Genomic DNA, 21,212 nt, shown 5'->3' with positions numbered 1-21,212 from the left:
GCGATGACTTGGAAATTCACTGCTGCGAGCAAGCTCGCGGTGTTCGCTGCAGCAGCGGTCGTTGTAGTTGGATTTAGCGTTACCCCGGCCAGCGCGCAGACCAAGCATCAGTATGACAAGGACGGTCGCCCTTATTACGGCGCGAATGGTCCCAACCGGTCCTACCAGCAGGGGCCTCGCACCCGAGTCTACATCACCACGCGCTCGTGGCTTGACGCCGGCACCGAAGTTTTGCCGGGCGACCGCAAGTTCACCGACTACGCCTTCCCGCCGGCGATCGGCTACCCGTCGTTCGCGCGCGAGAACCGCAACCGCCCGATCGACCGCCAGCCGCTCAACCCGCCGTCGGACCTTGGCGGCTATTATCCGACGACGTTCCCGCTGTATTGAGTTAGCGAAGATGTAGTGTGAGCAAAGCCACCGGGTCGCGCAGATGCGCGCCCGATGACAGGCTCCGCGTGCCCCCCGCCGACGATTGATGGTGGGCACGGCGCAAGGGCGCCTTTGCACACCCTGCGATCCGTATGCGCTTACGCGTGCAGCTTCTGCAGTTCTTTCAAGATCGCCTCGCCCATCTGGGTGGTGCTGGCAGCCGTCGTGCCCTCGGACTTGATGTCCGCGGTGCGCAGACCGCTGGCGAGCACGGCGGCGATCGCGGCATCGACCTTGTCGGCCAGCGCGCCCATGTCGAAGGAATAGCGCAGCGCCATGCCGAACGACGAGATCATCGCGATCGGATTGGCGAGGCCTCTGCCTGCGATATCCGGCGCCGAGCCATGCACCGGCTCGAACAGCGAGCGGCGCTTTTTGGTCTTCGCATCGACTTCGCCGAGCGAGGCCGACGGCAGCATGCCGAGCGAACCCGTCAGCATCGCCGCGATATCGGAGAGCATATCGCCGAACAGATTGTCGGTGACGATGACGTCGAACTGCTTTGGCGCCTTCACCAGATTCATGCCGCCGGAATCGGCGAGCTGATGCTCCAGCGTGACATCCTTGTATTCGCGCGCGTGCACCTGCGTCACCACCTCGTTCCAGAGCACGCCTGACTTCATGACGTTGCGCTTTTCCATCGAGGTCACCTTGTTGCGGCGCTTGCGCGCCAAATCGAAGGCGACGCGGGCGATGCGCTCGATCTCGTAGGTGTCGTAGACCTGGGTGTCGATGGCGCGCTTCTGGCCGTTGCCGAGGTCGGTGATGGTCTTCGGCTCGCCGAAATACACGCCGCCGGTCAATTCGCGCACGATCATGATGTCGAGGCCTTCGACCGCCTCGCGCTTCAGGCTCGAGGCATCCGCCAGCGCCGGATAGCACACCGCCGGGCGCAGATTGGCGAACAGGCCGAGATCCTTGCGCAGCCGCAACAGACCGGCTTCGGGCCTGACATCGTAGGGCACGCTGTCCCATTTCGGCCCGCCCACCGCACCGAAGATGATGGCGTCGGCGGCCTTCGCCTTGGCCATGTCGCCTTCGCTGATCGAGACCTTGTGCGCGTCATAGGCTGAACCGCCGACCAGCCCCCGCTCGGTCTCGAAATGCGCAATGCCCTGCGCGTTGAGCCAGTCGATCAGGCGTTGCACCTCGCCCATCACTTCGGGGCCGATGCCGTCGCCGGGGAGAAGCAGCAGTTTATGGGTCGCCATTGATTATTCCTCATATAACTCGTCATGGCCGGGCATAGCCGTCCGAAGGGACGGCGTCGCCTACGCTCGCCTATGCCGGCCATCCACGTCTTGTTTGCAACGAGCGAGAAAGACGTGGATGCCCGGCATAAGGCCGGGCATGACGAAAACGGTGGAAATCCGCGCGGAGTGCTAAAGCGGCGTTGCGCAATTGGCAAGACACCATTGCTGCACGCGCGCCTGTGCAAGCCCGCCCTCGCCTGTCACAATGCGGTTCCTGCCGGAGTACCCCGTGAGAGCCCCCGACCGTCCACCGCCTTATGCGCATCCCGCCCGGCTGATCCTCATTCTGTCGCTGGCGCCGATCATCGGTCTTGGCATCGGCCGCTTCGCCTATGCGCTGGTGCTGCCCGATATGCGCGATTCGCTGCAATGGTCGTATTCGGCGGCCGGCTTCATGAACACGATCAACGCGGTCGGTTATCTCGCCGGCGCGCTGCTGGCTTCGCGCATGATCCGCCGCTTTGGCCTGGCCGGGGCCGTGCGCTGGGGAACCCTGGCTGCCATCGCCTCGCTGGTGCTGTGCGCCAGTTCGGGCAATTTCATCGTGCTGAGTTTTGCGCGATTGCTGGCGGGTGTCGGCGCCGCTGGCGGATTCGTCGGCGGCGCCGCACTGGCGGCAACGATCGCGCAGTCGCGCCCCGAACGGGCGAATTTCCTGCTCAGCCTGTTTTACGCCGGGCCCGGGCTCGGCATCCTGTCGTCGGGACTGCTCGCGCCGTTTGTGCTGCAGCGTTTTGGGCCGGGCTCGTGGTGGATCGTATGGTGGGCGATGACGCTGTTATCCGCGGTCATGATCATCCCGTTGTTGCTGGCGCCGCTCGGTGGCGGTGCCGCGATCGACCGTGCGGCGCCGACCCAATTTTCCGTCCGGCCGGCGCTGATCTATCTCATTGGCTATTTCCTGTTCGGCGCCGGCTACATCGCCTACATGACTTTCATGATCGCCTATGTCCGCGACGCCGGCGGCGGTGCGGCGGCGCAGAGCGCGTTCTGGTGCCTGATCGGCCTGAGCGCCTTCGTGACACCCTGGGTGTGGCGCCGCGTGCTCGCGCTCGACCGCGGCGGGCTGGCCACCACGATCATCCTCGGCGTCAACGCGATCGGCGCGAGCTTGCCGATCTTCGGTCACTCGCCGCTATTGCTCGCGATCTCGGCGCTGGTGTTCGGCGTCGCGTTCTTCGCGGTGGTCGGATCGACCACCGCCTTCGTGCGCTTCAACTATCCGCCGGCGTCCTGGCCGACCGCGATCGCGGCCATGACGATTTCGTTCGGGATCGGCCAGACGCTGGGCCCGATCGCGGTCGGCGCGATCACGGACGCGGTGGGCAGCCTGTCGTTTGCGCTGAACGTCTCGGCGGCGATGCTGGCGGCCGGCGCGATCCTGTCGGCGTTTCAGAAGAAGCTGGAACCACCCTCCAAATTCGCCTGAGGGAGCACCGGCGGTGTGGGCGATTGAGTTCGATCGCCGGGACAGTATCGTTGCACCGATTCCGATATGCTGTTCGTCGAACCCATCCCGGACACCCATGATGGCGAGACAATGAAATCTGCTCCCCATAGTCCGCGCGGCCGCCGACGCGTTCGAGCTATTCACGGGATGTGTGCGGTCCACGGCCGAGTTGTGAATTGCATTCGACGAGGCGATGGCAAAAAGACCCGCCGCTTCGGATGCGGTGTGACAGACGGCCCGGAAGAAGCCGCGGCGCGCCGTAAACCAACCCGGTTCAGCTTCCGCTGAACGAATTGTAACCCTGGTCTTCCCAGTAGCCGCCCTTGTAGTCGTTATTGACTTCCATCGAGATCACGTATTTCGGATTCTTGAAGCCGAGCTTGGTCGGCACCCGGATCTTCATCGGAAAACCATAGGCGCGCGGCAGGATCTCGTCGGCGAATTTGAACGTCATCTGGGTCTGCGGATGCAGCGCGGTGCGCATGTCCAGCGGCGAGTTGTAGCCGTCCTTGTCGGCGCACTGGAACCAGACATAGTTGGCGCGGGTGTCGGCGCCGACCAGTTTAAGGAAATCGCGCAGCGGCGTGCCAGTCCAGCTTCCGATCGCGCTCCAGCCCTCGACGCAGATGTGGCGGGTGACCTGCTTGACCTGCGGCAGCTTGTACAATTCCTCCAGCGTCCACGACTTCTTGTTGTCGACGAGGCCGCGCACTTCCAGCTTCCATTGCTTGCCGTCGATTTCGGGCGCGTCGTCGATCTCGTAATAGGCGTTGAACGGGAACGGTTTTGTGATCGCGCTTTCCGGAAACGTCGGCGCCAGCGCGTCGGGATTGAACATCCAGGCCTGCACGCCGTCATTGAATTTTGAGACTTTCTTCAGCATCTCCTCGGCTGAAAAGCTGTCGGAGACGTCGCAGCCGGTGAGCAAGGTCAGCGCGCCCAGGCTGGCGCCGCTGGCAATGAAGCGCCGGCGCGTCAGGTCCGGCATCGCCTTGACGACGTCCCTGACCAAAAGTTTTTTGTCGACCCCGGGGATCAACAGCGATCGCATGCGGCCCATAATACTTCTCCTCTTAACGACCGATGATCATGGCGCGCAGGCTCTTCGGCACCAGAACCGCGAGCGCGACATGAACCATCAGGAAAGCGACGATCAGGGACATGCAGACGAAGTGGACGTAACGCGCGATGTCGTAGCCGCCGAACAATGCGGTCAGCCATTGCAGCTGCACGGGTTTCCAGATCGACAGGCCCGACAGCACGATGACGACACCGACGATGATGATGCCGGTGTAGAGCAGCTTCTGCACCTGGTTATATTTGCTGAGGTCATCATGCGCGAGCTTGAACGTCAGCGCGGCCTTGGTGTCGGAGATCACGCCCGCCGGCGTGATCGGCAGCAGCTTCTTGCGGAAGCGGCCGGTGGCAAAACCCAGCGCAAGATAGATCAGGCCATTGACCATCAGCAGCCACATCGCGGCAAAGTGCCACAGCAGCGCGCCGCCGAGCCAGCCGCCCAGGGTGATCATATGTGAGAACCGGAAATCGAACAGCGGCGAGGCGTTGTAGATCTGCCAGCCCGACATGATCATCACCACCATCGCCACCGCATTGGTCCAATGCAGGGCCCGCACCCAGGCCGGCTGAATGATTTTGGCGGCCTTGGCGGCGCCGACTTGCTCGTCGCTGACTGTGAGGCTGGACATGGCTTTTCCGTCGCTATCGTCGATACCGGTTTATACGCCGGGATCCGGGTTTCCGTTACTGCCTTGCAGGCTATCAGTTTGATACATGGGGCCTATCGTGGTCACAAAAAAGCGAGCCGGGCTGCCCCGGCTCGCTTCCTGCCGGGATCAGGACGCCGGCATCAGCACGGTGTCGACCACATGGATCACGCCGTTCGACTGATTGACGTTCGAGATCGTCACCATCGAGGAACCGCCCTTGGCGTCGATGATCCAGACCTTGCCGTCCTGGTGCTTCACCGTCAGTTCCTCGCCCTCGGCGGTCTTGAGCTTCTTGCCGTCGGTGAGGTCGGAAGCCGCGAGCTTGCCGGGCACGACATGGTAGGTCAGGATCTTGGTCAGGGTCGCCTTGTTCTCCGGCTTGACCAGGCTGTCGACGGTGCCGGCCGGCAGCTTGCCGAAGGCGGTGTTGGTCGGCGCGAACACCGTGAACGGGCCCTTGCCTTCCAGTGTTTCGACCAGGCCGGCGGCCTTCACCGCGGCAACCAGCGTGGTGTGGTCCTTCGAGTTGACGGCGTTCTGAATGATGTTCCTGGAGGGGAACATCGCGGCGCCGCCGACCATCACGGTCTTTTCCTGCGCGCTGACCGGCGCGGTGATGGTGGCCGTGAGCGCCAGCACGCTGAAGGCGGCGGCGGACAAAAATGCAATACGCTTCGACATGGGTCGTCTCCCGATGATTGAGGTAACCGGCGGGTCATCCGCCGGCATTGAAACAACGAGGCTGGTCGATTGACCTTGCGTCGTCGTTGGCCGAGCTACGGGAGGGTTTCGGGGCGGTTTCGGCGAATAATTTATCGTGATCTCTGAAACTATTTTTGGGGCCGGCCGTGGGGGCTAATTTCTTGCGTCGTCCCTGCGAAGGAGCCGTCATTGCGAGCGAAGCGAAGCAATCCATCTCACCGCGCCAAGAAAGAATGGATTGCTTCGCTTCGCTCGCAATGACGCTCTCATGACACGCCTTCCCGATCCCGCGGCGCGAAGCGCCCAAGTTTTGCACAAACGCTGTCCCTCGAAAAAGAGGGAGCGGGGAATGCCGGGTGCACGCTGCACCCGCTCCCGTCTGTCTCATCCCTGCGATGGAGCCGCAGGGCAAATTGATCGCCGCATCTGCCTTGCGAGGCTGCCAAAGAGTTTTGCGTTTTCGGACATTTCGCGGATGTGGGTTTGAAGGAGGGCAAGGCCCTCCTCGAGCGCCGCAAATTGCTCAAAGAACTGTTCCTCGGTGATCTCCTGTTCCGGGAAACTGCCCTTGCTTTTGACGTGAGCGTCGAAAAAACATTTCATGATGATACTCCTTTGTATCGGATTGAGCCGTGTGCCTACACGTCCCGGCAAACCGAACTCTGCACGCTCGGCCGCGTGTGTGCGCCTGTGTCAGGCCGTCACGGTCACGCAGGAATGTCGCCGGAATGGTGGTGGCATCCTTACCTGGGCTTGTGTTCTGGCTGTTAAACAGCACTTCCAGCTCCTTCTGCAGATCACCGGCCCGACCGTTGTTTTCTGCGGCCTCGAATGCATTCATGGTTGGTCCGTAGTATTTTCTGAATGCATCGACGAGCTCTGATGGTGCGGCAGGAAAGTTGAAGGTATAGGTGTCTCTGACGAACGATATTCTTTCTTTTGGTATCCCGGCGCCTGCAAATCGCTCTGTAACGTTATTCTCGATCCCCCACGTCGCAGGGCTGATGAAACCTTCCGGCGGTGGCGGCGAATATGCCGCACTGATCTTCAGGATTTGCGCCACCAATGTGGGATCATCCGGAATCCAATTCCCCATAACGATTCGCCCTCCGGGGCGGGTGACGCGCACCATCTCCCTGGCGACATCAAACGGCTTTGGCGCAAACATGGCCCCAAACATGCTGACGACGAGATCGAAAGAATTATCCTTCAATTCGTGCAGATTGGATGCGTCGCCTTCCTGAAACCTGCAGTTCGCGAGGCCTGCCTCCCTGGCGCGGATGTTGCCGGCCGCAACGAGGTTCGCTGCAATATCGACGCCCAGGACATCGGCTCCGAGCCGTGCCTCCGGCAAGCCGTCGTTCCATCGCCGCACCCAAGATCAAGCACTTTGAGTCCTTTTGTAATTCCGAGGCTCTTGACGAAAGCTTCTCCGCTCTCGCGCATGCTCGCCGAAATGCGGGTAAAGTCGCCTTTTTCCCACAGCGCTTTATTTGGATTCATTGAAACCCTCCTGCTATGTCGCTGAACGACCGGCTAGCTTGGCGATATCTCGGTTTTGCCGAGACCACGCCGCGACCAAGATGCCGGTCGTGGCCGATTCGATTACTCGACGATCAGGGCCGGCTTGAGCGCCACCGGCCGAGCCATGTTGTAGAAGTTCGGCGAGGTCGCCATTACCGCCTCGTGGATTTCGGCGAACTGGGCCTTGGTGCCGCTGCCTTTGATGCGAACGGTGTAATTCAGCTTCTCGTAGCCCCGCGGCACCGCAGGATCGATGCCCAGGAAGCCACGGAGATCGATCTCGCCATCGGTCTCGATCGCCAGGCTTTCGAGGCTGATTCCGCGCACCGCGCACTGCGCCACGTATCCGACCGTCATGCAGGCGTTCAGTGCCGCAATCAGATGCTCCTGCGGATTGGCGAAACGGTTCGATCCGCCGAGTTCGCGGGGCTCGTCGATGTCGATCGAGAACCGGCGCGGCACCTTTTCGCCGCCGATCTCGTAACTCTCGATTTCTGCGCGGCTCCGTGCCTGGCCCTGCCAGGTCGTGGCGACGCGCCAGTTTGTCTTGCCTTTGGCTGGTTCGCGCCTGACCCCCTCGATAAGGGCAAACAGGTCGTCGACATTGATGCCGTTGACGACGTTGGGTTCGGGAGTCTTCGGTTGAGCACTCATGATGGGTCGCCTTTGCATGGTTTGGGTAAAAATTTCTGCGGATTGAACTATTGCAGGGTTGCGAGCGCCGACTGAATTCGCTGGCCCTGCTGCTCGGTGATCAGGCCGGCAAGCACCTTGCCGAAGTGCGGGTGCTGGGCGCCTGAGTGGATGTATTGCCAGCGATAGGCTTTGAGAAATGCGGCCTCGATTGCGCGCGCTTCCGCCTCGCGGACCACGCGGCCGCACGTTCGCGTGAAGTAGCCTGCGTCAGCTTTGGCCTGGGCCTGCAGGATGCCGTCGACAGCGGCGACCAATTCAATGAATTCGTCGACCGCGGAATCGCGTTGCTCTGCCGTTAGCCCGGCATCGTGGCGCACCCATTCGAGTTCGTCGAGAATCGCGTGCTGGCTTTCCTCTTTCCAATGAAAAAGGAAGATGTCCTTGAACAGCTCGGAGAGCTTGGGATCGGCGTCGATGCTCTGGCGATAGTGGAGCTGGGTGAACAGCTCGATATCCAGCGTCAGTGCCAACACCGCCCAGGTGCTCTTGCCAAGAACAGCATGGGCAACTGCGTTGTGATCCACGTCGAAGCGATAACCGCCGGGCAAGACATCGTCGACCATCGCATCGACAAGGCGGAACAGCGCCTGATGTTTCAACTCCTCGTCGCTGAACCGTACCAGCGCCTCGAGCGCAACCTGGTCGCCGAACCAGTGATCCTCGCTGAGCTCCAAAACCTTGGCGTTGATGAAGCGCTCGACCAGACCAAAAATATTGGCGTAGGTGCGGCCCTGGATCTGGCTGACGAACCGTTTTTCGTCAGCCGACAAGGTCGTGAACGCATCCGCCAGAGAAAGCCCGTCTGGAAGAAACTTGTTGGCGGTATCGAACTTGCGCCCCCGGATCACATCCTTGTCGATGTCCCAGCGAACCCGCTTGGACGTTTGAATGCAGCGTGCGTAGCGTTCGCTGCCGTCGGAAATATTGCTGATCACGTTCATTTCAGTCTCCTTTCGCGGAGCGGTGCGCCGATGGCGCAGACCAACCGATCGGCTGATGCAGCGATTTTTAGGTCGCCGGACCGGCGAGGGTCTATGACCGGCGCACCTTGAGACATGACCAAAGCACCGGCTTCTGATAGGAGGGCCGGTATGGATGCATTGTCCGACGTTCTGAGAGTGGCGCATTTGACCGGCGGCGTTTTCCTGCACGCCGATTTCTTCGCGCCATGGTGTATGGCTGCCCGCGTCGGTCCAGAACATTGCGCGCCCGCTCTCGGGCCAGCATCGCACCTGATTCTCTATCACTACGTCGTCGAGGGTGAACTGCGTATCCGGGTCGATGGCGAGGATGGAGAGGGCCTCGTGCTTGGAGCCGGCGACGTCGTTTTGTTGCCGCGCAATGACCTGCACCTTGTGGGTAGCGACCTGACCCTGCCGCCGGTGGCTGGTAGTGATATTATCCAACCGCCCAGGGACGGCGGGCTGTTCTCGATCCATCACGGCGGCAGCGGAAAACGCACGCGGATGATCTGCGGATTCCTCGGCTCCGATTGCGCCGCAGACAATCCAGTGATCTCGACCTTGCCGTCGCTGCTAAAACTCGATGCCGAGCAAGGCGGGGCAGCCGAATGGATCCGCTCGACCTTCCAATATGCTGCCGAGGAGGTCGCCGCTGGCCGCCCTGGTTCGGAGACCGTGCTGGCGAAGCTGTCGGAGCTATTGTTCGTTGAAGCCGTGCGGCGCTACGCTCAAGCACTGCCGCAGGGGCAGACCGGTTGGCTCGCCGGCTTGCGCGACCCACACGTTGCGCGGGCACTGGCACTGGTGCACCAGGACATCGCGCGGCCCTGGAGCGTGGATGACCTCAGTCGCGAGGTCGGCCTCTCGCGTTCAGCGCTGGCCGACCGCTTCATTGATTTGATCGGCATGCCCCCGATGCACTACGTCGCCAGTTGGCGCATGCAGGTTGCGACCCAGAAGCTTCGCAGTACCAGCGCCTCCCTGGCACAGGTTGCCGACCTGGTCGGTTACGGTTCCGAGGCCGCTTTTTCTCGCGCCTTCAAGAAGACATTCGGGACGGCGCCGGCCACGTGGCGGCGTTCCAACAGATAGCCATGTCCCATCCGTGCGTCAGCAAGCTCCGTCGAGCCGCATAAGCCAACGGGAGCAAGTGGTCAGTGATTGGTGCCGTGGCCAGTTGGTCCAGCAGTACGCGAAGCATCGAACACTGCCGCCATTTGCTTATCCACCGTTCCAGCCTTGCGCATACCTTCGATAAACATCGCGGCATCTTCCGAACGTTGGAATCTCGACGCGACACCAAGAGAAGCGCCAATGCATCCTCCTTCACGACAGTATCCGGCGTCCTGGTCATTTCTGCCGGTATGCCGGTGATAGACCCATGACGGCCCCAGGCCTTACAGATCACCGCATTGGCCGACTGCACGTGCCTTCGGCAATCCCCCAGGAAGGGAAGAGCAAAACCAGCAAACCGGGCAGATCGTTCGAATTGCCGACCTGTCCAAGGATTCTTGCGATGACGATGTTGAATACGGTCCCACCCAATGCAACGGTCGCGTCGGCGATGCAGCGAAGAGCTCGCTTCCTACTGAAACGCATGGGCTGGCTATTTAATCACTGGCTTTCTGCGGCAATTGCGGAGCGAGCGCGCCAGGCAGATATTATTGTTCTCCGTCACCTCAATGATCGAGAACTGAAAGACATCGGCCTCACCCGCAGCGACCTTGGTGAAGGCCGGGCAGAGGCCGCCAGATGTCGGATCCGGATGCAGCGATCAAAGCGACCATAATCGAAGAGGGTCGGCTTTGGCGCGTGGCGCCAGGGTGGGTTTCGCGGAGTTTATCATCGGGCGCGCATGCGCGCGTAACGAACGGGTGCCCGGCGTCATTGCGAGGAGCGTTAGCGACGAAGCAATCCATTCTTCCTTTCGGGGCGAAATGGATTGCTTCGCGGAGCCTGTCATCGGGCGCGCATTCGCGCGACCCGTTGGCTCGCAATGACGATCGATAGCGCAACGCCGTCTAATCCCGGCTGTGCGGCGTCTGAATAAACCCGCGATTATGCGTCGGGCTGATCAGGATCTCGTTCATGCAGACGCGCGGCGGCATGCTGGCGACGAAGGCGATGGTGCGGCCGCAATCCTCGGGCTGCAGCATCCGCGCCTGCTCCTCTTCGCTAGGCACCACCGGCCGCAATTTCAGGATCGGGGTCGCGACCTCGCCGGGCGACAGGCAGCAGGCGCGCAGGCCGTTGACGCATTCGTCCATGTTGAAGGAATGGGTCAGCGCCAGCACCGCGTGCTTTGTCGTGGTGTAGGCCGGGCCCGGCATTTTCGAGACATGGCGGCCGGCCCAGGACGCGACATTGATGATGCAGCCGTCCTTTTGTTTCCTCATGGCCGGCAGCACCGCGCGCATGCAATACAAGACGCCGTTGAGATTGACCTCGACCAGCTTGTCCCAGCCTTCCAGTTCCATGTCGGCCCAGCTCCGCTTCGGCACATTGATGCCGGCACTGTTGACCAAAAGGTCGATCCGGCCGTGCCTGGCCAAAATCTGCTCGGCCACCTTGTTGACGTCGGCCTTGTTGCTGACATCGAGCGGGATCGCCTGGGCCTTGCCGCCCGTTTTGGTGATGTTGGCCACGACCCGGTCCAGCTCCGCCTTGCGGCGGCCGGAAACCACCACGATCCAGCCGTCCGCCGCGAGAAATTCCGCCCCGGATTCACCGATTCCGCTGCCGCCGCCCGTCACCCAGGCCACGCGTTTCCCGTTATTTGTCATGCAAACTGTCTCCGTTGCTTTTTGAAGGGCGTTTTTGCTAATGCAGCGCTCAGCCGCCCCTTTGGGAATGATGCATGAACACGACCGCTAACGCCAACCTGTTTTGCCGCCTGTTCGATAATCTCGACGACCCCTCCCGGCTCGCGATCGAAATGCTCGATGGCGCCAGGATCAGTTATGCCGATTTGATCGCCCGCGCCGGGCAGATGGCGAATGTGCTGGTTTCCCGGGGCGTCAAGCCCGGCGATCGCGTTGCGGCGCAAACCGAGAAATCAGTGCCGGCGCTCGTGCTGTATCTCGGCACGGTGCGGGCGGGCGCCGTGTATCTGCCGCTCAACACCGCCTATACGCTCAACGAACTCGACTATTTCATCGGCGACGCCGAACCGTCGCTGGTGGTGTGCGACCCCGCCAAGGCGGACGGGATCGGCGCGATCGCAGCTAAAGTCGGCGCGAAGGTCGAAACGCTGGATGCCAACGGCAAGGGATCGCTGACGGACGCCGCCGCCAAGGCGAGTGCGGAATTCACCACCGTGCCGCGCGCCGACGATGACCTCGCCGCGATCCTCTACACCTCGGGCACCACCGGCCGCTCCAAGGGCGCGATGCTCAGCCACGATAACCTCGCGTCGAATTCCTACAGCCTGGTCGACTATTGGCGTTTCACCAGGGACGACGTGCTGATCCACGCACTGCCGATCTATCATACCCACGGCCTGTTCGTGGCGAGCAACGTAACCCTGTTCGCGCGCGCCTCGATGATCTTCCTGCCGAAATTCGATCCCGAACTGATCATCAAATTGATGGCGCGCGCAACCGTGCTGATGGGCGTGCCGACCTTCTATACGCGGCTGCTGCAAAGTCCGGCACTGACCAGGGAATCCGCCAGACACATGCGGCTGTTCATTTCGGGCTCCGCGCCGCTGCTCGCCGACACCCACCGCGAATGGGCCGCGCGCACCGGCCACGCCGTGCTCGAGCGTTACGGCATGACCGAAACCAACATGAACACGTCCAATCCCTATGACGGCGAGCGGGTGCCCGGCGCCGTCGGCCATGCGCTGCCCGGCGTCACCGTGCGCGTCACCGATCCCGAAACCGGCAAGAAACTGGCGCCCGACACCATCGGCATGATCGAGGTCAAGGGCCCCAACGTATTCAAGGGCTATTGGCGGATGCCGGAGAAGACAAAAGCCGAATTCCGCGACGACGGTTTCTTCATCACCGGCGATCTCGGCAAGATCGACGACAAGGGCTATGTGCACATTCTCGGCCGCGGCAAGGATCTCGTGATCTCCGGCGGCTTCAACGTCTACCCGAAAGAGATCGAGAGCGAGATCGACGCCATGCCGGGCGTGGTCGAATCCGCCGTCATCGGCGTGCCGCATGGCGATTTTGGCGAGGGCGTCACCGCGGTCGTGGTCTGCAACAAGGGTGCTGATGTCGACGAGACCTCGGTGCTGAAGGCGCTCGACGGCCGGCTGGCGAAATTCAAGATGCCCAAGCGCGTCTTCATCGTCGACGATTTGCCGCGCAACGCCATGGGCAAGGTGCAGAAGAATATTTTGCGGGATAATTACAAGGATATCTATTCGAACAAGTAGGGAGCGCGAGACATCGCGCCGGGGCAATGAACCGCGAACAGGCCGTCCGGATTCAAGAACACATACTTGACGCTCACGTTGCACTGGACGATGCGCGTATGGCTATCGCCGGCCTCGGCAAAGAGGAGCGGCTAAGATTCGATGGCTTGCTTTGGGAAGTCGTCGCTGACTTGCAGCGGAAGCTGCTTGCGCCGATTCATGATCAGTTCCCAGACATCGAGCCGCCTCTCCTTGACGAGCAAGTCGCAACCATCAGCAGCGAACTTAAATGGGATCAGGTCCGCCTCCCGTCCTCTGTGACCGAGTCTGATCTCGACGGCATTATTTTCCCGATTTTGCAGCCGATGTGGCAAAAGACTGCGAAGGTCGTCATTCTGGCCCTGCAGCGCTGCAAGGCGCTCGACCTGCCCGTCGGGGACGAGGCAATCGCGGCACGACTGCAAGTGCTCTCCGATTCCGATCGCATCGAAGGAATCGGCGATCTCCGAATGTGGTTTCATAGCGAGGTGCGATTAAAGGATTAAGGCGGCTTCCGCGGCGCGAATGATGACGATGCCCTGAGGTGCCTCGCCGAAAGCTCCTGCCCGGCTCGTAACGTGCAGGCCTTTTGCCGTTCAGAGCAGGCTTATCACAAACCGGCTGCCGACAATAAAGAGATACGCGCCAAACGCGATCTCCAGCCGCCGCTTCGACAACGCATGTGCCGCCCTGACCCCGAGCGGCGCCGTCAGAAGGCTGGTCGGCATCACGAGAATAGCGCCGATCAGCGAGACGTAGCCGATCGCGAACGGCAATTGCAGCGCGGCCACATCAGGGTAGCGCGCGGCCGCGGGCCAGCCGGCATAGATGTAGCCGAGCGCGCCGGGGATCGAGATCAGCACCGCCAGCGCCGACGAGGTCGCGACCGCCTGATGGATCGGCCGGCCGTAGAATGTCATCAGCAGGTTCGAGAACAATCCGCCGCCGATCCCCATCAAGGTCGACAGCAATCCGACGACGAAGCCGTAGACCCGCATCAGCGGCCCTTTCGGGAGATCGTCGCCGAATTTCCAGTTCTCCTGCGCCAGCAGCAACCTTGCCGCCGCCGACCACGCCACCATCACGAACACGATCTTGAACAGCCGCTCCGGCGCGTAGCGCGCAATGACGCTGCCGGCGACGACGCCGGTCACGATCGGCGCCCACCACAATCTGAGGATTTGCATGTCGACCGCGCCTCTGAGGTAATGGGCGCGAAACGATCGGATCGAGGTCGGGATGATGATGGCGAGCGAGGTGCCGATGCAGAGTGGCATCCGCGCCTCCAGCGGCACGCCGGCGAGCCGGAAGCATTCATAAAATACCGGCACCAGGATCGCGCCGCCGCCGATGCCGAAAATGCCGGCGAAAAATCCCGACAGCGCGCCGACTGCCACCAGCATCAGCGCCAGTTCGACAAGCTCCGCGGGATTGAGCCCGGCCATCATCATTCCCGCATCTGCCTTCAGGGTACGAATTTCCCAAGCTTTACCGATAAATTCGTAGCGCCACCAATGCCGCGACCGGCGCGGCACCCAAGATCAAGGCGACCCGGAGCGCATCCAGCGATGCTTCATCCTGAATCGCCAGCGCGAGGCAGCTGGCGAGCAATCCCACCGCGGAGAAAGCCAGCGGGCAGGTCAGCCGATCGTCAGCGTCGCGACTGGAATCTGTGGGCCCATGGATGGTCCCTGAATGCGAGGTGGGGTTGAACATCGAAGCCATGTCAAACTCCCCGGGTTACGAAGATTTTGCACAGGGTACACCCTTCCCGAATGCGGGAGTATTACGCAAATTACGCCACGGGGTGCCGCAGATACCCGCCGATCTCAGCCGTCACGACTGTCTGGTGTTCTCCGATGCACCCGGCATCGCCGAATGGCGCTTCAAGGAGGGCGCGAAGGCGGAACGCAGAATCCGCATATCCGGCCGGCTCTGGGTGAATAGCCTCGACGCCGTGGTATCGGCGGCGAAAGAGGGCGCCGGAATCATCCGAGTGCCGTCCTGGCAAATTGAGGCGGATATCGCTGATGGCGCCTTGCAGCCCATCCTCGTCGAGTTCGAGCCGACGCCCGCGCCGCTGCAGCTGTTGTTTCAGCCTTCCAGGCTGACATCGCCAAAAAGCAGGGTATTCGTCGATTACCTGGTCGAGCGATGGCGTGCCACCAATCCTTTTGGCGCGCACGCGATCGCCCGTTCGAAGCAATAACAGAACGCGGATTCGATCTTTCAGCAGCGTTGCGTTAGCTGGTATACCAAGCAACGGATCGATTTCGCTTCGTCACCGATCTAGTAATGAATACGAGTTCGATTTCCCGGCATTTGGTCGTTGCACTGGCTGTTTCGACTACGTAAATAGAATTCATCAACCGCGATCCCCAAAGGGCCATTCGCGGCCCCGCAAACCGTCAAAAGCCGCCGATGACCGCCAGGATCGAACGACCGCTTTCTCCGCATCTGCAGACCTATCGCTGGACCCTGACGATGGCGCTGTCCATCGTCCACCGCGCCACCGGCGTCGCGCTGTATTTCGGGACCTTGCTGCTGGCCTGGTGGCTGATCGCCGCCGCCTCCGGCCCCACCGCCTACGCCCATGTGCAGGCCTTTACCGGCAGCATCATCGGGCGGCTGATCGTGTTCGGCTACACCTGGTCGCTGCTGCATCATCTTCTCAGCGGGCTGCGCCATTTCGTCTGGGACCTCGGCTACGGCTTCAAGGCAAACGAACGCGAAGCGCTGACCTGGGGCGCGCTGATCGGCGGCATTTCGCTCACAGTGCTGGTGTGGATCGTCGCCTACACGATCGGAGGCGGACGATGAGCGCGCCAAACTCTCCCTCGATGCGCACGCCGCTGGCGCGCGTCCGCAATCTCGGCGCCTCGCATTCCGGCACCAAGGATTTCTGGCGCCAGCGCCTCACCGCGGTGGCGATGACGCTATTGATCGTACCGGTCATCGTGATCGTACTGATGCTGCTTGGCCGCAACCAGGCCGGAGCGGCGCAAATCCTCGGCTCGATGCCGATCGCCATCATCCTCTTGCTCTTCATCATCGCCAGCTGTTGGCACATGAAGATCGGCATGCAGGTCGTGATCGAAGACTACGTGCATGGCGAGAAGGTGAAGCTCGCCAGCGTGATGGCCAACAACTTCTTCTGCATCGCGGTGGCGCTGGCCTCGATCTACGCGATTCTCAAACTGTCATCGGGAGTTTAGCGCATGGCCGCTGATGGCAATGGCAACGCGACGAATGGCAGCGGCGGTCCCGCCACCAAGGGAAAAGCCTATCCGATCGAAGATCATACCTACGATGTCGTCGTCGTCGGCGCCGGCGGCGCCGGCCTGCGCGCCGTGGTCGGCTGCAGCGAAGCAGGCCTGCGCACCGCCTGCATCACGAAGGTGTTTCCGACCCGCTCGCATACGGTCGCGGCCCAGGGCGGCATCTCCGCGTCGCTCGGCAACATGCATCCAGACGACTGGCGCTGGCATATGTACGACACCGTCAAAGGGTCGGACTGGCTCGGCGACCAGGACGCCATCGAATATATGGTGCGCAACGCGCCCGAAGCGGTCTACGAGCTCGAGCATTGGGGCGTGCCGTTCTCGCGCACCGAGGACGGCAAGATCTATCAGCGCCCGTTCGGCGGCATGACGCTGGACTACGGCAAGGGCCAGGCGCAGCGCACCTGCGCCGCCGCCGACCGCACCGGCCACGCCATGCTGCACACGATGTACGGCCAGGCGCTGCGCCACGCCGCGGAATTCTACATCGAATTCTTCGCCATCGACCTGATCATGGACGACCAAGGCGTCTGCCGCGGCGTGATCGCGCTCAAGCTCGACGACGGCACGCTGCACCGCTTCCGCGCCCAGACCACCATCCTCGCCACCGGCGGCTACGGCCGCGCCTACGCTTCCTGCACCTCGGCGCATACCTGCACCGGCGACGGCGGCGGCATGGTGCTGCGCGCCGGCCTGCCGCTGCAGGACATGGAGTTCGTCCAGTTCCACCCGACCGGCATCTACGGCGCGGGCTGCCTCGTCACCGAAGGCGCGCGCGGCGAGGGCGGCTATCTCGTCAATTCCGAGGGCGAGCGCTTCATGGAGCGCTATGCGCCCTCCGCCAAGGACCTCGCTTCGCGCGACGTGGTCTCGCGCTCGATGACCATCGAGATCCGCGAAGGCCGCGGCGTCGGCAAGAAGAAAGATCACATCTACCTGCACCTCGATCATCTCGATCCGAAGGTGCTGCAGGAACGGCTGCCCGGCATTTCCGAATCGGCAAAAATCTTCGCCAATGTCGACGTCACCCGCGAGCCGATCCCGATCGTGCCGACGGTGCACTACAACATGGGCGGCATCCCGACCAATTATCACGGCGAAGTGCTGACCAAGCGGAACGGCGACGACAACGCCACGGTGCCGGGACTGATGGCGCTCGGCGAAGCGGCCTGCGTCTCCGTGCACGGCGCCAACCGGCTTGGCTCGAATTCGCTGATCGATCTGGTCGTGTTCGGCCGCGCGGCGGCACTGCGTTGCGCGGAAAAGCTGACCCCGAACGGCAAGCAGCCGGAACTGCCGGCGGGCTCCGCCGACAAGGCGCTCGGGCGGCTCGACCATTACCGTTATGCCTCCGGCGGCACGCCGACGGCTAAGCTGCGCGACAGCATGCAGCATGTGATGCAGACCAATTGCGCGGTGTTCCGCACCGGCGAGATTCTGAACGAAGGCCAGAACCTGATCCACAAGGTGCATGGCGGCATCGGCGACGTCTCGACATCGGACCGTTCGCTGGTCTGGAATTCCGATCTGGTCGAAACCCTCGAATTCGACAATCTGATCATGCAGGCGGTGGTGACGATGGACTCGGCGGCGAACCGCACCGAGAGCCGGGGCGCGCATGCGCGGGAAGATTTCTCCACGCGCGACGACAAGAACTGGATGAAGCACACGCTGGCGTGGATGGACGATGCCGGCAAGTCCAGCATCGATTACCGCCCGGTGCACGACTACACGATGACGAACGACGTGCAGTACATCCCGCCGAAGGCGCGGGTGTATTGATCTCTACTTGTCACGCGCGGGCTTGACCCGCGCATCCATCTTTCTTCGAAGATGATGGATTGCCGGGTCATCTAGTGCAAAGACGCGCTTTGCGTTGTTGCCCGGCACTGACGAACTGAACCGCAGAGGCAAGGCAGATGGTTGAATTCGCGCTTCCGAAGAACTCAAAAATCACCGGCGGCAAGACCTGGCCGAAGCCGGCGGGCGCGACCGAGACGCGCGAGTTCAAGGTGTATCGCTGGAATCCGGACGACGGCAAAAACCCGAGCGTCGACACCTACACCATCGACACCGCCGAATGCGGGCCGATGGTGCTGGACGGCCTGATCTGGATCAAGAACCACATCGATCCGACCCTGACCTTCCGCCGCTCCTGCCGCGAAGGCGTCTGCGGCTCCTGCGCCATGAACATCGACGGCCAGAACACGCTGGCCTGCACCAAATCGATGCACGACGTCAAAGACGGCGCGGTCAAGGTCAATCCGCTGCCGCACCAGCCGGTAGTGAAGGACCTGGTGCCTGACCTCACCAATTTCTACGCGCAATATGCCTCGATCGAGCCGTGGCTGAAGACCACGACGCCGACGCCGCAGAAGGAATGGAAGCAGAGCCACGAGGACCGCGAAAAGCTCGACGGGCTCTACGAGTGCATTCTGTGCGCGTGCTGCTCGACCTCGTGCCCGAGCTATTGGTGGAACAGCGAGCGCTTCCTCGGCCCCGCCGCACTGCTGCAGGCGACGCGCTGGGTCAAGGATTCCCGCGACGAGGCCACCGGCGAGCGGCTCGACAATCTCGAAGACCCGTTCCGGCTCTACCGCTGCCACACCATCATGAACTGCGCCAAGGCGTGCCCGAAGGGCTTAAATCCCTCGGAAGCGATCGCCGAGCTCAAGCTGAAGATGGTCGAGCGGCAGATCTAAAGCGTTTTCGAGCGAAGTGGATACCGGTTCGCGTAAAGAAAACGCGTCAAATCTGGAGCTTTAGCCATCGGCGGCGGGCAGGCGCACCGTCGCCCGAAGCCCGGTTTGCTCGGCACCGCTGATATTTTCGAGCAGCACCGATCCATCGAGGCGATCGACCGTTCGCTTTACGATCGACAGGCCGAGGCCCGTCCCCTCCTCGCTCGGCCGGCTGCCGCGGAAGAACGGCTCGAAGATTCGATCGATATCGCCTGGCGGAATCCCCGGTCCGGTATCTTCGATCTGGATGACGGCATCGTTGCCCTCGCGATAGACCCCGATATCGACGCGACCGCCCCGGGGCGTGAAGCGCACCGCATTGTCGATCAGGTTGCGGATCATCGCGGCTATCATCACGGGTTCGCCCCTGGTCGCGACCGGCTCGATCATCTCGAAGCCGAGATCAATGCCCTTGCGCGCGGCGTCGGGCAGCAAGTCGGCCACCAAATCCTTGACGGTGCGGTCGAGCTGCACCATCGCCGCCTCGCTGCAAGGGCCGGCGTCATGCCGCGCCAGCGCGAGCAATTGTTCGAGCAGGTGCTTGGTGCGGCGCATGCCTTCGCTGAGCGCGGCCAGACGTTCGCGCGCTTCCGCGGGCAGATCGACCGGCGCGAGATTCTCGGCCTGCAGGCTGAGGGCGGTGATGGGCGTCCGCAGTTCGTGCGCGGCATCGGCGATGAAACGCCGTTGCTGATCCATCATCAGCTTCATTCGCTCCAATAACCCGTTGATCGATGTGATGAACGGATGAAGTTCGCTGGGAGTCCCGGAGAGCGGAAGCGGGGTCATGTCGTCGGCACGTCGCAAGTCGAGATCGCCGGCCAGCCGGACCATCGGGCGCAGCGACCGCGCGATGACGAAAGCCGTGACCAGCAGCAGGCATGGGATCAGCGCCGCAATCGGCAGCAGCGTCCGAAGCGCCATATTGCCCGCGATATCGTCGCGAACGTCCGTAGGCTGCAATACGGCAAACCGGCTTCCATCGGGCCGCGTCCGCACCAGCACTCGCATCGATCCGGCTTGGCGCGACACCACGTGCAAGCCGTCCCGGAAGTTCCAGAGTTGACGTTCCTCGGCCGAGCCGCGAGGCGCCGTCCCCAATTCCACGACATCAACCTGCGCGTCCGCGTCAACGCCGTGCAGTGACTGCTCGCTCTTGACGCTGCCGTTCTGTAACAGGCTGCCAATCTGGATCAGGATCGAATCCTGCATCTCGATCGCTTCGTCGAAGGCCCAGACGTAGCTGAACAAGCCACCGACGCAGCCCGCCAACAGGATGATGGCGGTCAACCCGACGAAGAGACGCGCGCGCAACGACCTTGTCATGACGGGCGGTCCACCATCCAGCCGACCCCGCGCACGTTGCGGATGGCCGTCGCTCCCAGCTTCTTGCGGATGGTATGGATCAGGAACTCGATCGCGTTGCTCTCGACCTCTTCATTCCAGCCGTAGATTTGCCGCTCGAGCTCGCTGCGTGACAGGATGGTGCCCGGCCGCGTCAGCAGCGCCTGCAGCAAGGCGAACTCGCGGGCCGTCAATAGCGCCGTCTCGCCGGAAAACTGAGCCTCCCGTGTCGCCGGATCGAGACGGAGGTTGCCGTTGCTGAGCAGTGCCGGCGAGCCGCTGCCTTCGCGGCGAAGCACCGCGCGCATGCGCGCCAGCAATTCGCGAATTTCGAACGGCTTTACCAGATAATCGTCCGCGCCAAGGTCGAGGCCGTCGATGCGGTCGTCGACGCCGTCGCGCGCAGTCACGATGATGATGGGTAGCTTGCGGCCGAGCCGGCGAATCCGGCGCAACACCTCGCGGCCGTCGGCTACCGGCAGCCCGAGATCGAGCAGCGCCACCTCATACGCCTCGTTTTCCGCGGCATGGATCGCGGTCTCGCCGTCCGTCACCCAATCGACCGCGTAGGCGGCATCCCTGAGCGCCTGCGCGACGGCCGCCCCGACCATCTTGTCGTCCTCGATCAGCAAAACCCGCATGCCCGATTCCTCGTCCCGCGCGCAAGGCGAGCTTCGCGCCTCACATTTCCGCCC

The 21,212-nt window shown here is 62.3% G+C and carries 23 protein-coding genes; 11 read left to right on the top strand and 12 right to left on the bottom strand.

The features are described 5' to 3' along the window. Positions 1-3: 3 nt before the first annotated feature. The gene (locus NL528_RS01975) at positions 4-390 is read left to right on the top strand and encodes a hypothetical protein (protein ID WP_074271961.1); all 387 of its coding nucleotides are present in this window, start codon (positions 4-6) and stop codon (positions 388-390) included. Positions 391-530: 140 nt separating this feature from the next. Here the strand turns inward: NL528_RS01975 and leuB are convergent, their stop codons facing one another. Then, entirely contained in the window at positions 531-1,643 is a 1,113-nt protein-coding gene (leuB, locus tag NL528_RS01970; RefSeq protein ID WP_309181069.1) for a 3-isopropylmalate dehydrogenase, read from the bottom strand. Between the two features lie 271 nt (positions 1,644-1,914). Here leuB and NL528_RS01965 point away from each other — a divergent pair, with 271 nt between their 5' ends. Beyond that, entirely contained in the window at positions 1,915-3,114 is a 1,200-nt protein-coding gene (locus NL528_RS01965; RefSeq protein ID WP_309181068.1) for a YbfB/YjiJ family MFS transporter, read from the top strand. Positions 3,115-3,409: 295 nt separating this feature from the next. Here the strand turns inward: NL528_RS01965 and NL528_RS01960 are convergent, their stop codons facing one another. From NL528_RS01960 to NL528_RS01935, 6 genes are all read right to left on the bottom strand, one after another. Next, positions 3,410-4,195, bottom strand: a complete 786-nt coding sequence (locus NL528_RS01960) for a molybdopterin-dependent oxidoreductase (protein ID WP_309181067.1) — start codon at positions 4,193-4,195, stop codon at positions 3,410-3,412. A gap of 13 nt (positions 4,196-4,208) precedes the next feature. After that, entirely contained in the window at positions 4,209-4,841 is a 633-nt protein-coding gene (locus tag NL528_RS01955; RefSeq protein ID WP_309181066.1) for a cytochrome b/b6 domain-containing protein, read from the bottom strand. A 147-nt stretch (positions 4,842-4,988) separates the two neighbouring features. Then, entirely contained in the window at positions 4,989-5,543 is a 555-nt protein-coding gene (locus NL528_RS01950) for a fasciclin domain-containing protein (RefSeq protein ID WP_309181065.1), read from the bottom strand. Positions 5,544-6,087: 544 nt separating this feature from the next. Continuing rightward, positions 6,088-6,918, bottom strand: coding sequence for a class I SAM-dependent methyltransferase (locus NL528_RS01945; RefSeq protein ID WP_309181064.1), 831 nt, complete (start codon positions 6,916-6,918; stop codon positions 6,088-6,090). A gap of 251 nt (positions 6,919-7,169) precedes the next feature. Continuing rightward, complete coding sequence (locus tag NL528_RS01940; protein WP_309181063.1) at positions 7,170-7,742, bottom strand: OsmC family protein; 573 nt, start codon at positions 7,740-7,742, stop codon at positions 7,170-7,172. Between the two features lie 47 nt (positions 7,743-7,789). Then, positions 7,790-8,725: a hypothetical protein gene (locus NL528_RS01935; protein WP_309181062.1), complete on the bottom strand. Its 936-nt coding sequence runs from the start codon at positions 8,723-8,725 to the stop codon at positions 7,790-7,792. Positions 8,726-8,839: 114 nt separating this feature from the next. Here NL528_RS01935 and NL528_RS01930 point away from each other — a divergent pair, with 114 nt between their 5' ends. Beyond that, a complete protein-coding gene (locus tag NL528_RS01930; protein ID WP_309181061.1) occupies positions 8,840-9,838 on the top strand; it encodes an AraC family transcriptional regulator in 999 nt (332 codons plus the stop codon). A gap of 424 nt (positions 9,839-10,262) precedes the next feature. Next, positions 10,263-10,535, top strand: coding sequence for a DUF1127 domain-containing protein (locus NL528_RS01925; protein ID WP_309181060.1), 273 nt, complete (start codon positions 10,263-10,265; stop codon positions 10,533-10,535). A gap of 232 nt (positions 10,536-10,767) precedes the next feature. Here NL528_RS01925 and NL528_RS01920 read toward each other — a convergent pair whose 3' ends face one another. Continuing rightward, positions 10,768-11,529 carry an SDR family oxidoreductase gene (locus NL528_RS01920; RefSeq protein WP_309181059.1) on the bottom strand — a complete coding sequence of 254 codons (762 nt, stop codon included), beginning with the start codon at positions 11,527-11,529 and terminating at the stop codon, positions 10,768-10,770. Between the two features lie 74 nt (positions 11,530-11,603). On the opposite strand from NL528_RS01920, the gene NL528_RS01915 reads away from it, so the two are divergent. Both NL528_RS01915 and NL528_RS01910 read left to right on the top strand, forming a co-directional pair. Then, on the top strand, positions 11,604-13,133 hold the full coding sequence (locus tag NL528_RS01915; protein WP_309181058.1) for a malonyl-CoA synthase: 1,530 nt from the start codon (positions 11,604-11,606) through the stop codon (positions 13,131-13,133). Positions 13,134-13,159: 26 nt separating this feature from the next. Then, positions 13,160-13,657 carry a DUF3658 domain-containing protein gene (locus NL528_RS01910; RefSeq protein ID WP_309181057.1) on the top strand — a complete coding sequence of 166 codons (498 nt, stop codon included), beginning with the start codon at positions 13,160-13,162 and terminating at the stop codon, positions 13,655-13,657. A gap of 90 nt (positions 13,658-13,747) precedes the next feature. Here the strand turns inward: NL528_RS01910 and NL528_RS01905 are convergent, their stop codons facing one another. Together NL528_RS01905 and NL528_RS01900 are read right to left on the bottom strand one after the other, a co-directional pair. After that, positions 13,748-14,599 (bottom strand): sulfite exporter TauE/SafE family protein, encoded by an 852-nt coding sequence (locus NL528_RS01905; protein WP_309185318.1) that lies wholly within the window; start codon positions 14,597-14,599, stop codon positions 13,748-13,750. A gap of 40 nt (positions 14,600-14,639) precedes the next feature. After that, positions 14,640-14,876 carry a hypothetical protein gene (locus NL528_RS01900; protein WP_309181056.1) on the bottom strand — a complete coding sequence of 79 codons (237 nt, stop codon included), beginning with the start codon at positions 14,874-14,876 and terminating at the stop codon, positions 14,640-14,642. On the opposite strand from NL528_RS01900, the gene NL528_RS01895 reads away from it, so the two are divergent. From NL528_RS01895 to NL528_RS01875, 5 genes are all read left to right on the top strand, one after another. Beyond that, complete coding sequence (locus NL528_RS01895; protein ID WP_309181055.1) at positions 14,860-15,360, top strand: LysR substrate-binding domain-containing protein; 501 nt, start codon at positions 14,860-14,862, stop codon at positions 15,358-15,360. The genes NL528_RS01900 and NL528_RS01895 overlap by 17 nt on opposite strands. Before the next feature lie 212 nt (positions 15,361-15,572). Then, positions 15,573-15,971 (top strand): succinate dehydrogenase, cytochrome b556 subunit, encoded by a 399-nt coding sequence (gene sdhC / locus NL528_RS01890; RefSeq protein WP_309181054.1) that lies wholly within the window; start codon positions 15,573-15,575, stop codon positions 15,969-15,971. Then, entirely contained in the window at positions 15,968-16,366 is a 399-nt protein-coding gene (gene sdhD, locus NL528_RS01885) for a succinate dehydrogenase, hydrophobic membrane anchor protein (RefSeq protein ID WP_309181053.1), read from the top strand. The genes sdhC and sdhD overlap by 4 nt, the downstream gene beginning before the upstream one ends. Before the next feature lie 3 nt (positions 16,367-16,369). After that, positions 16,370-18,214 carry a succinate dehydrogenase flavoprotein subunit gene (gene sdhA, locus NL528_RS01880; RefSeq protein ID WP_309181052.1) on the top strand — a complete coding sequence of 615 codons (1,845 nt, stop codon included), beginning with the start codon at positions 16,370-16,372 and terminating at the stop codon, positions 18,212-18,214. Positions 18,215-18,351: 137 nt separating this feature from the next. Continuing rightward, entirely contained in the window at positions 18,352-19,134 is a 783-nt protein-coding gene (locus tag NL528_RS01875) for a succinate dehydrogenase iron-sulfur subunit (protein WP_309181051.1), read from the top strand. A 60-nt stretch (positions 19,135-19,194) separates the two neighbouring features. Here NL528_RS01875 and NL528_RS01870 read toward each other — a convergent pair whose 3' ends face one another. Both NL528_RS01870 and NL528_RS01865 read right to left on the bottom strand, forming a co-directional pair. Further along, positions 19,195-20,499, bottom strand: a complete 1,305-nt coding sequence (locus NL528_RS01870) for an ATP-binding protein (protein WP_309181050.1) — start codon at positions 20,497-20,499, stop codon at positions 19,195-19,197. Then, complete coding sequence (locus NL528_RS01865; protein ID WP_309181049.1) at positions 20,496-21,158, bottom strand: response regulator transcription factor; 663 nt, start codon at positions 21,156-21,158, stop codon at positions 20,496-20,498. The genes NL528_RS01870 and NL528_RS01865 overlap by 4 nt, the downstream gene beginning before the upstream one ends. Positions 21,159-21,212 lie beyond the last annotated feature (54 nt).

Source organism: Bradyrhizobium sp. Ash2021 (assembly GCF_031202265.1).
In the GTDB taxonomy this organism is placed as follows: Bacteria; Pseudomonadota; Alphaproteobacteria; order Rhizobiales; family Xanthobacteraceae; genus Bradyrhizobium.
Note: the sequence above shows the minus strand (reverse complement) of the source record. Positions and strands in the feature narration are given on the sequence as shown.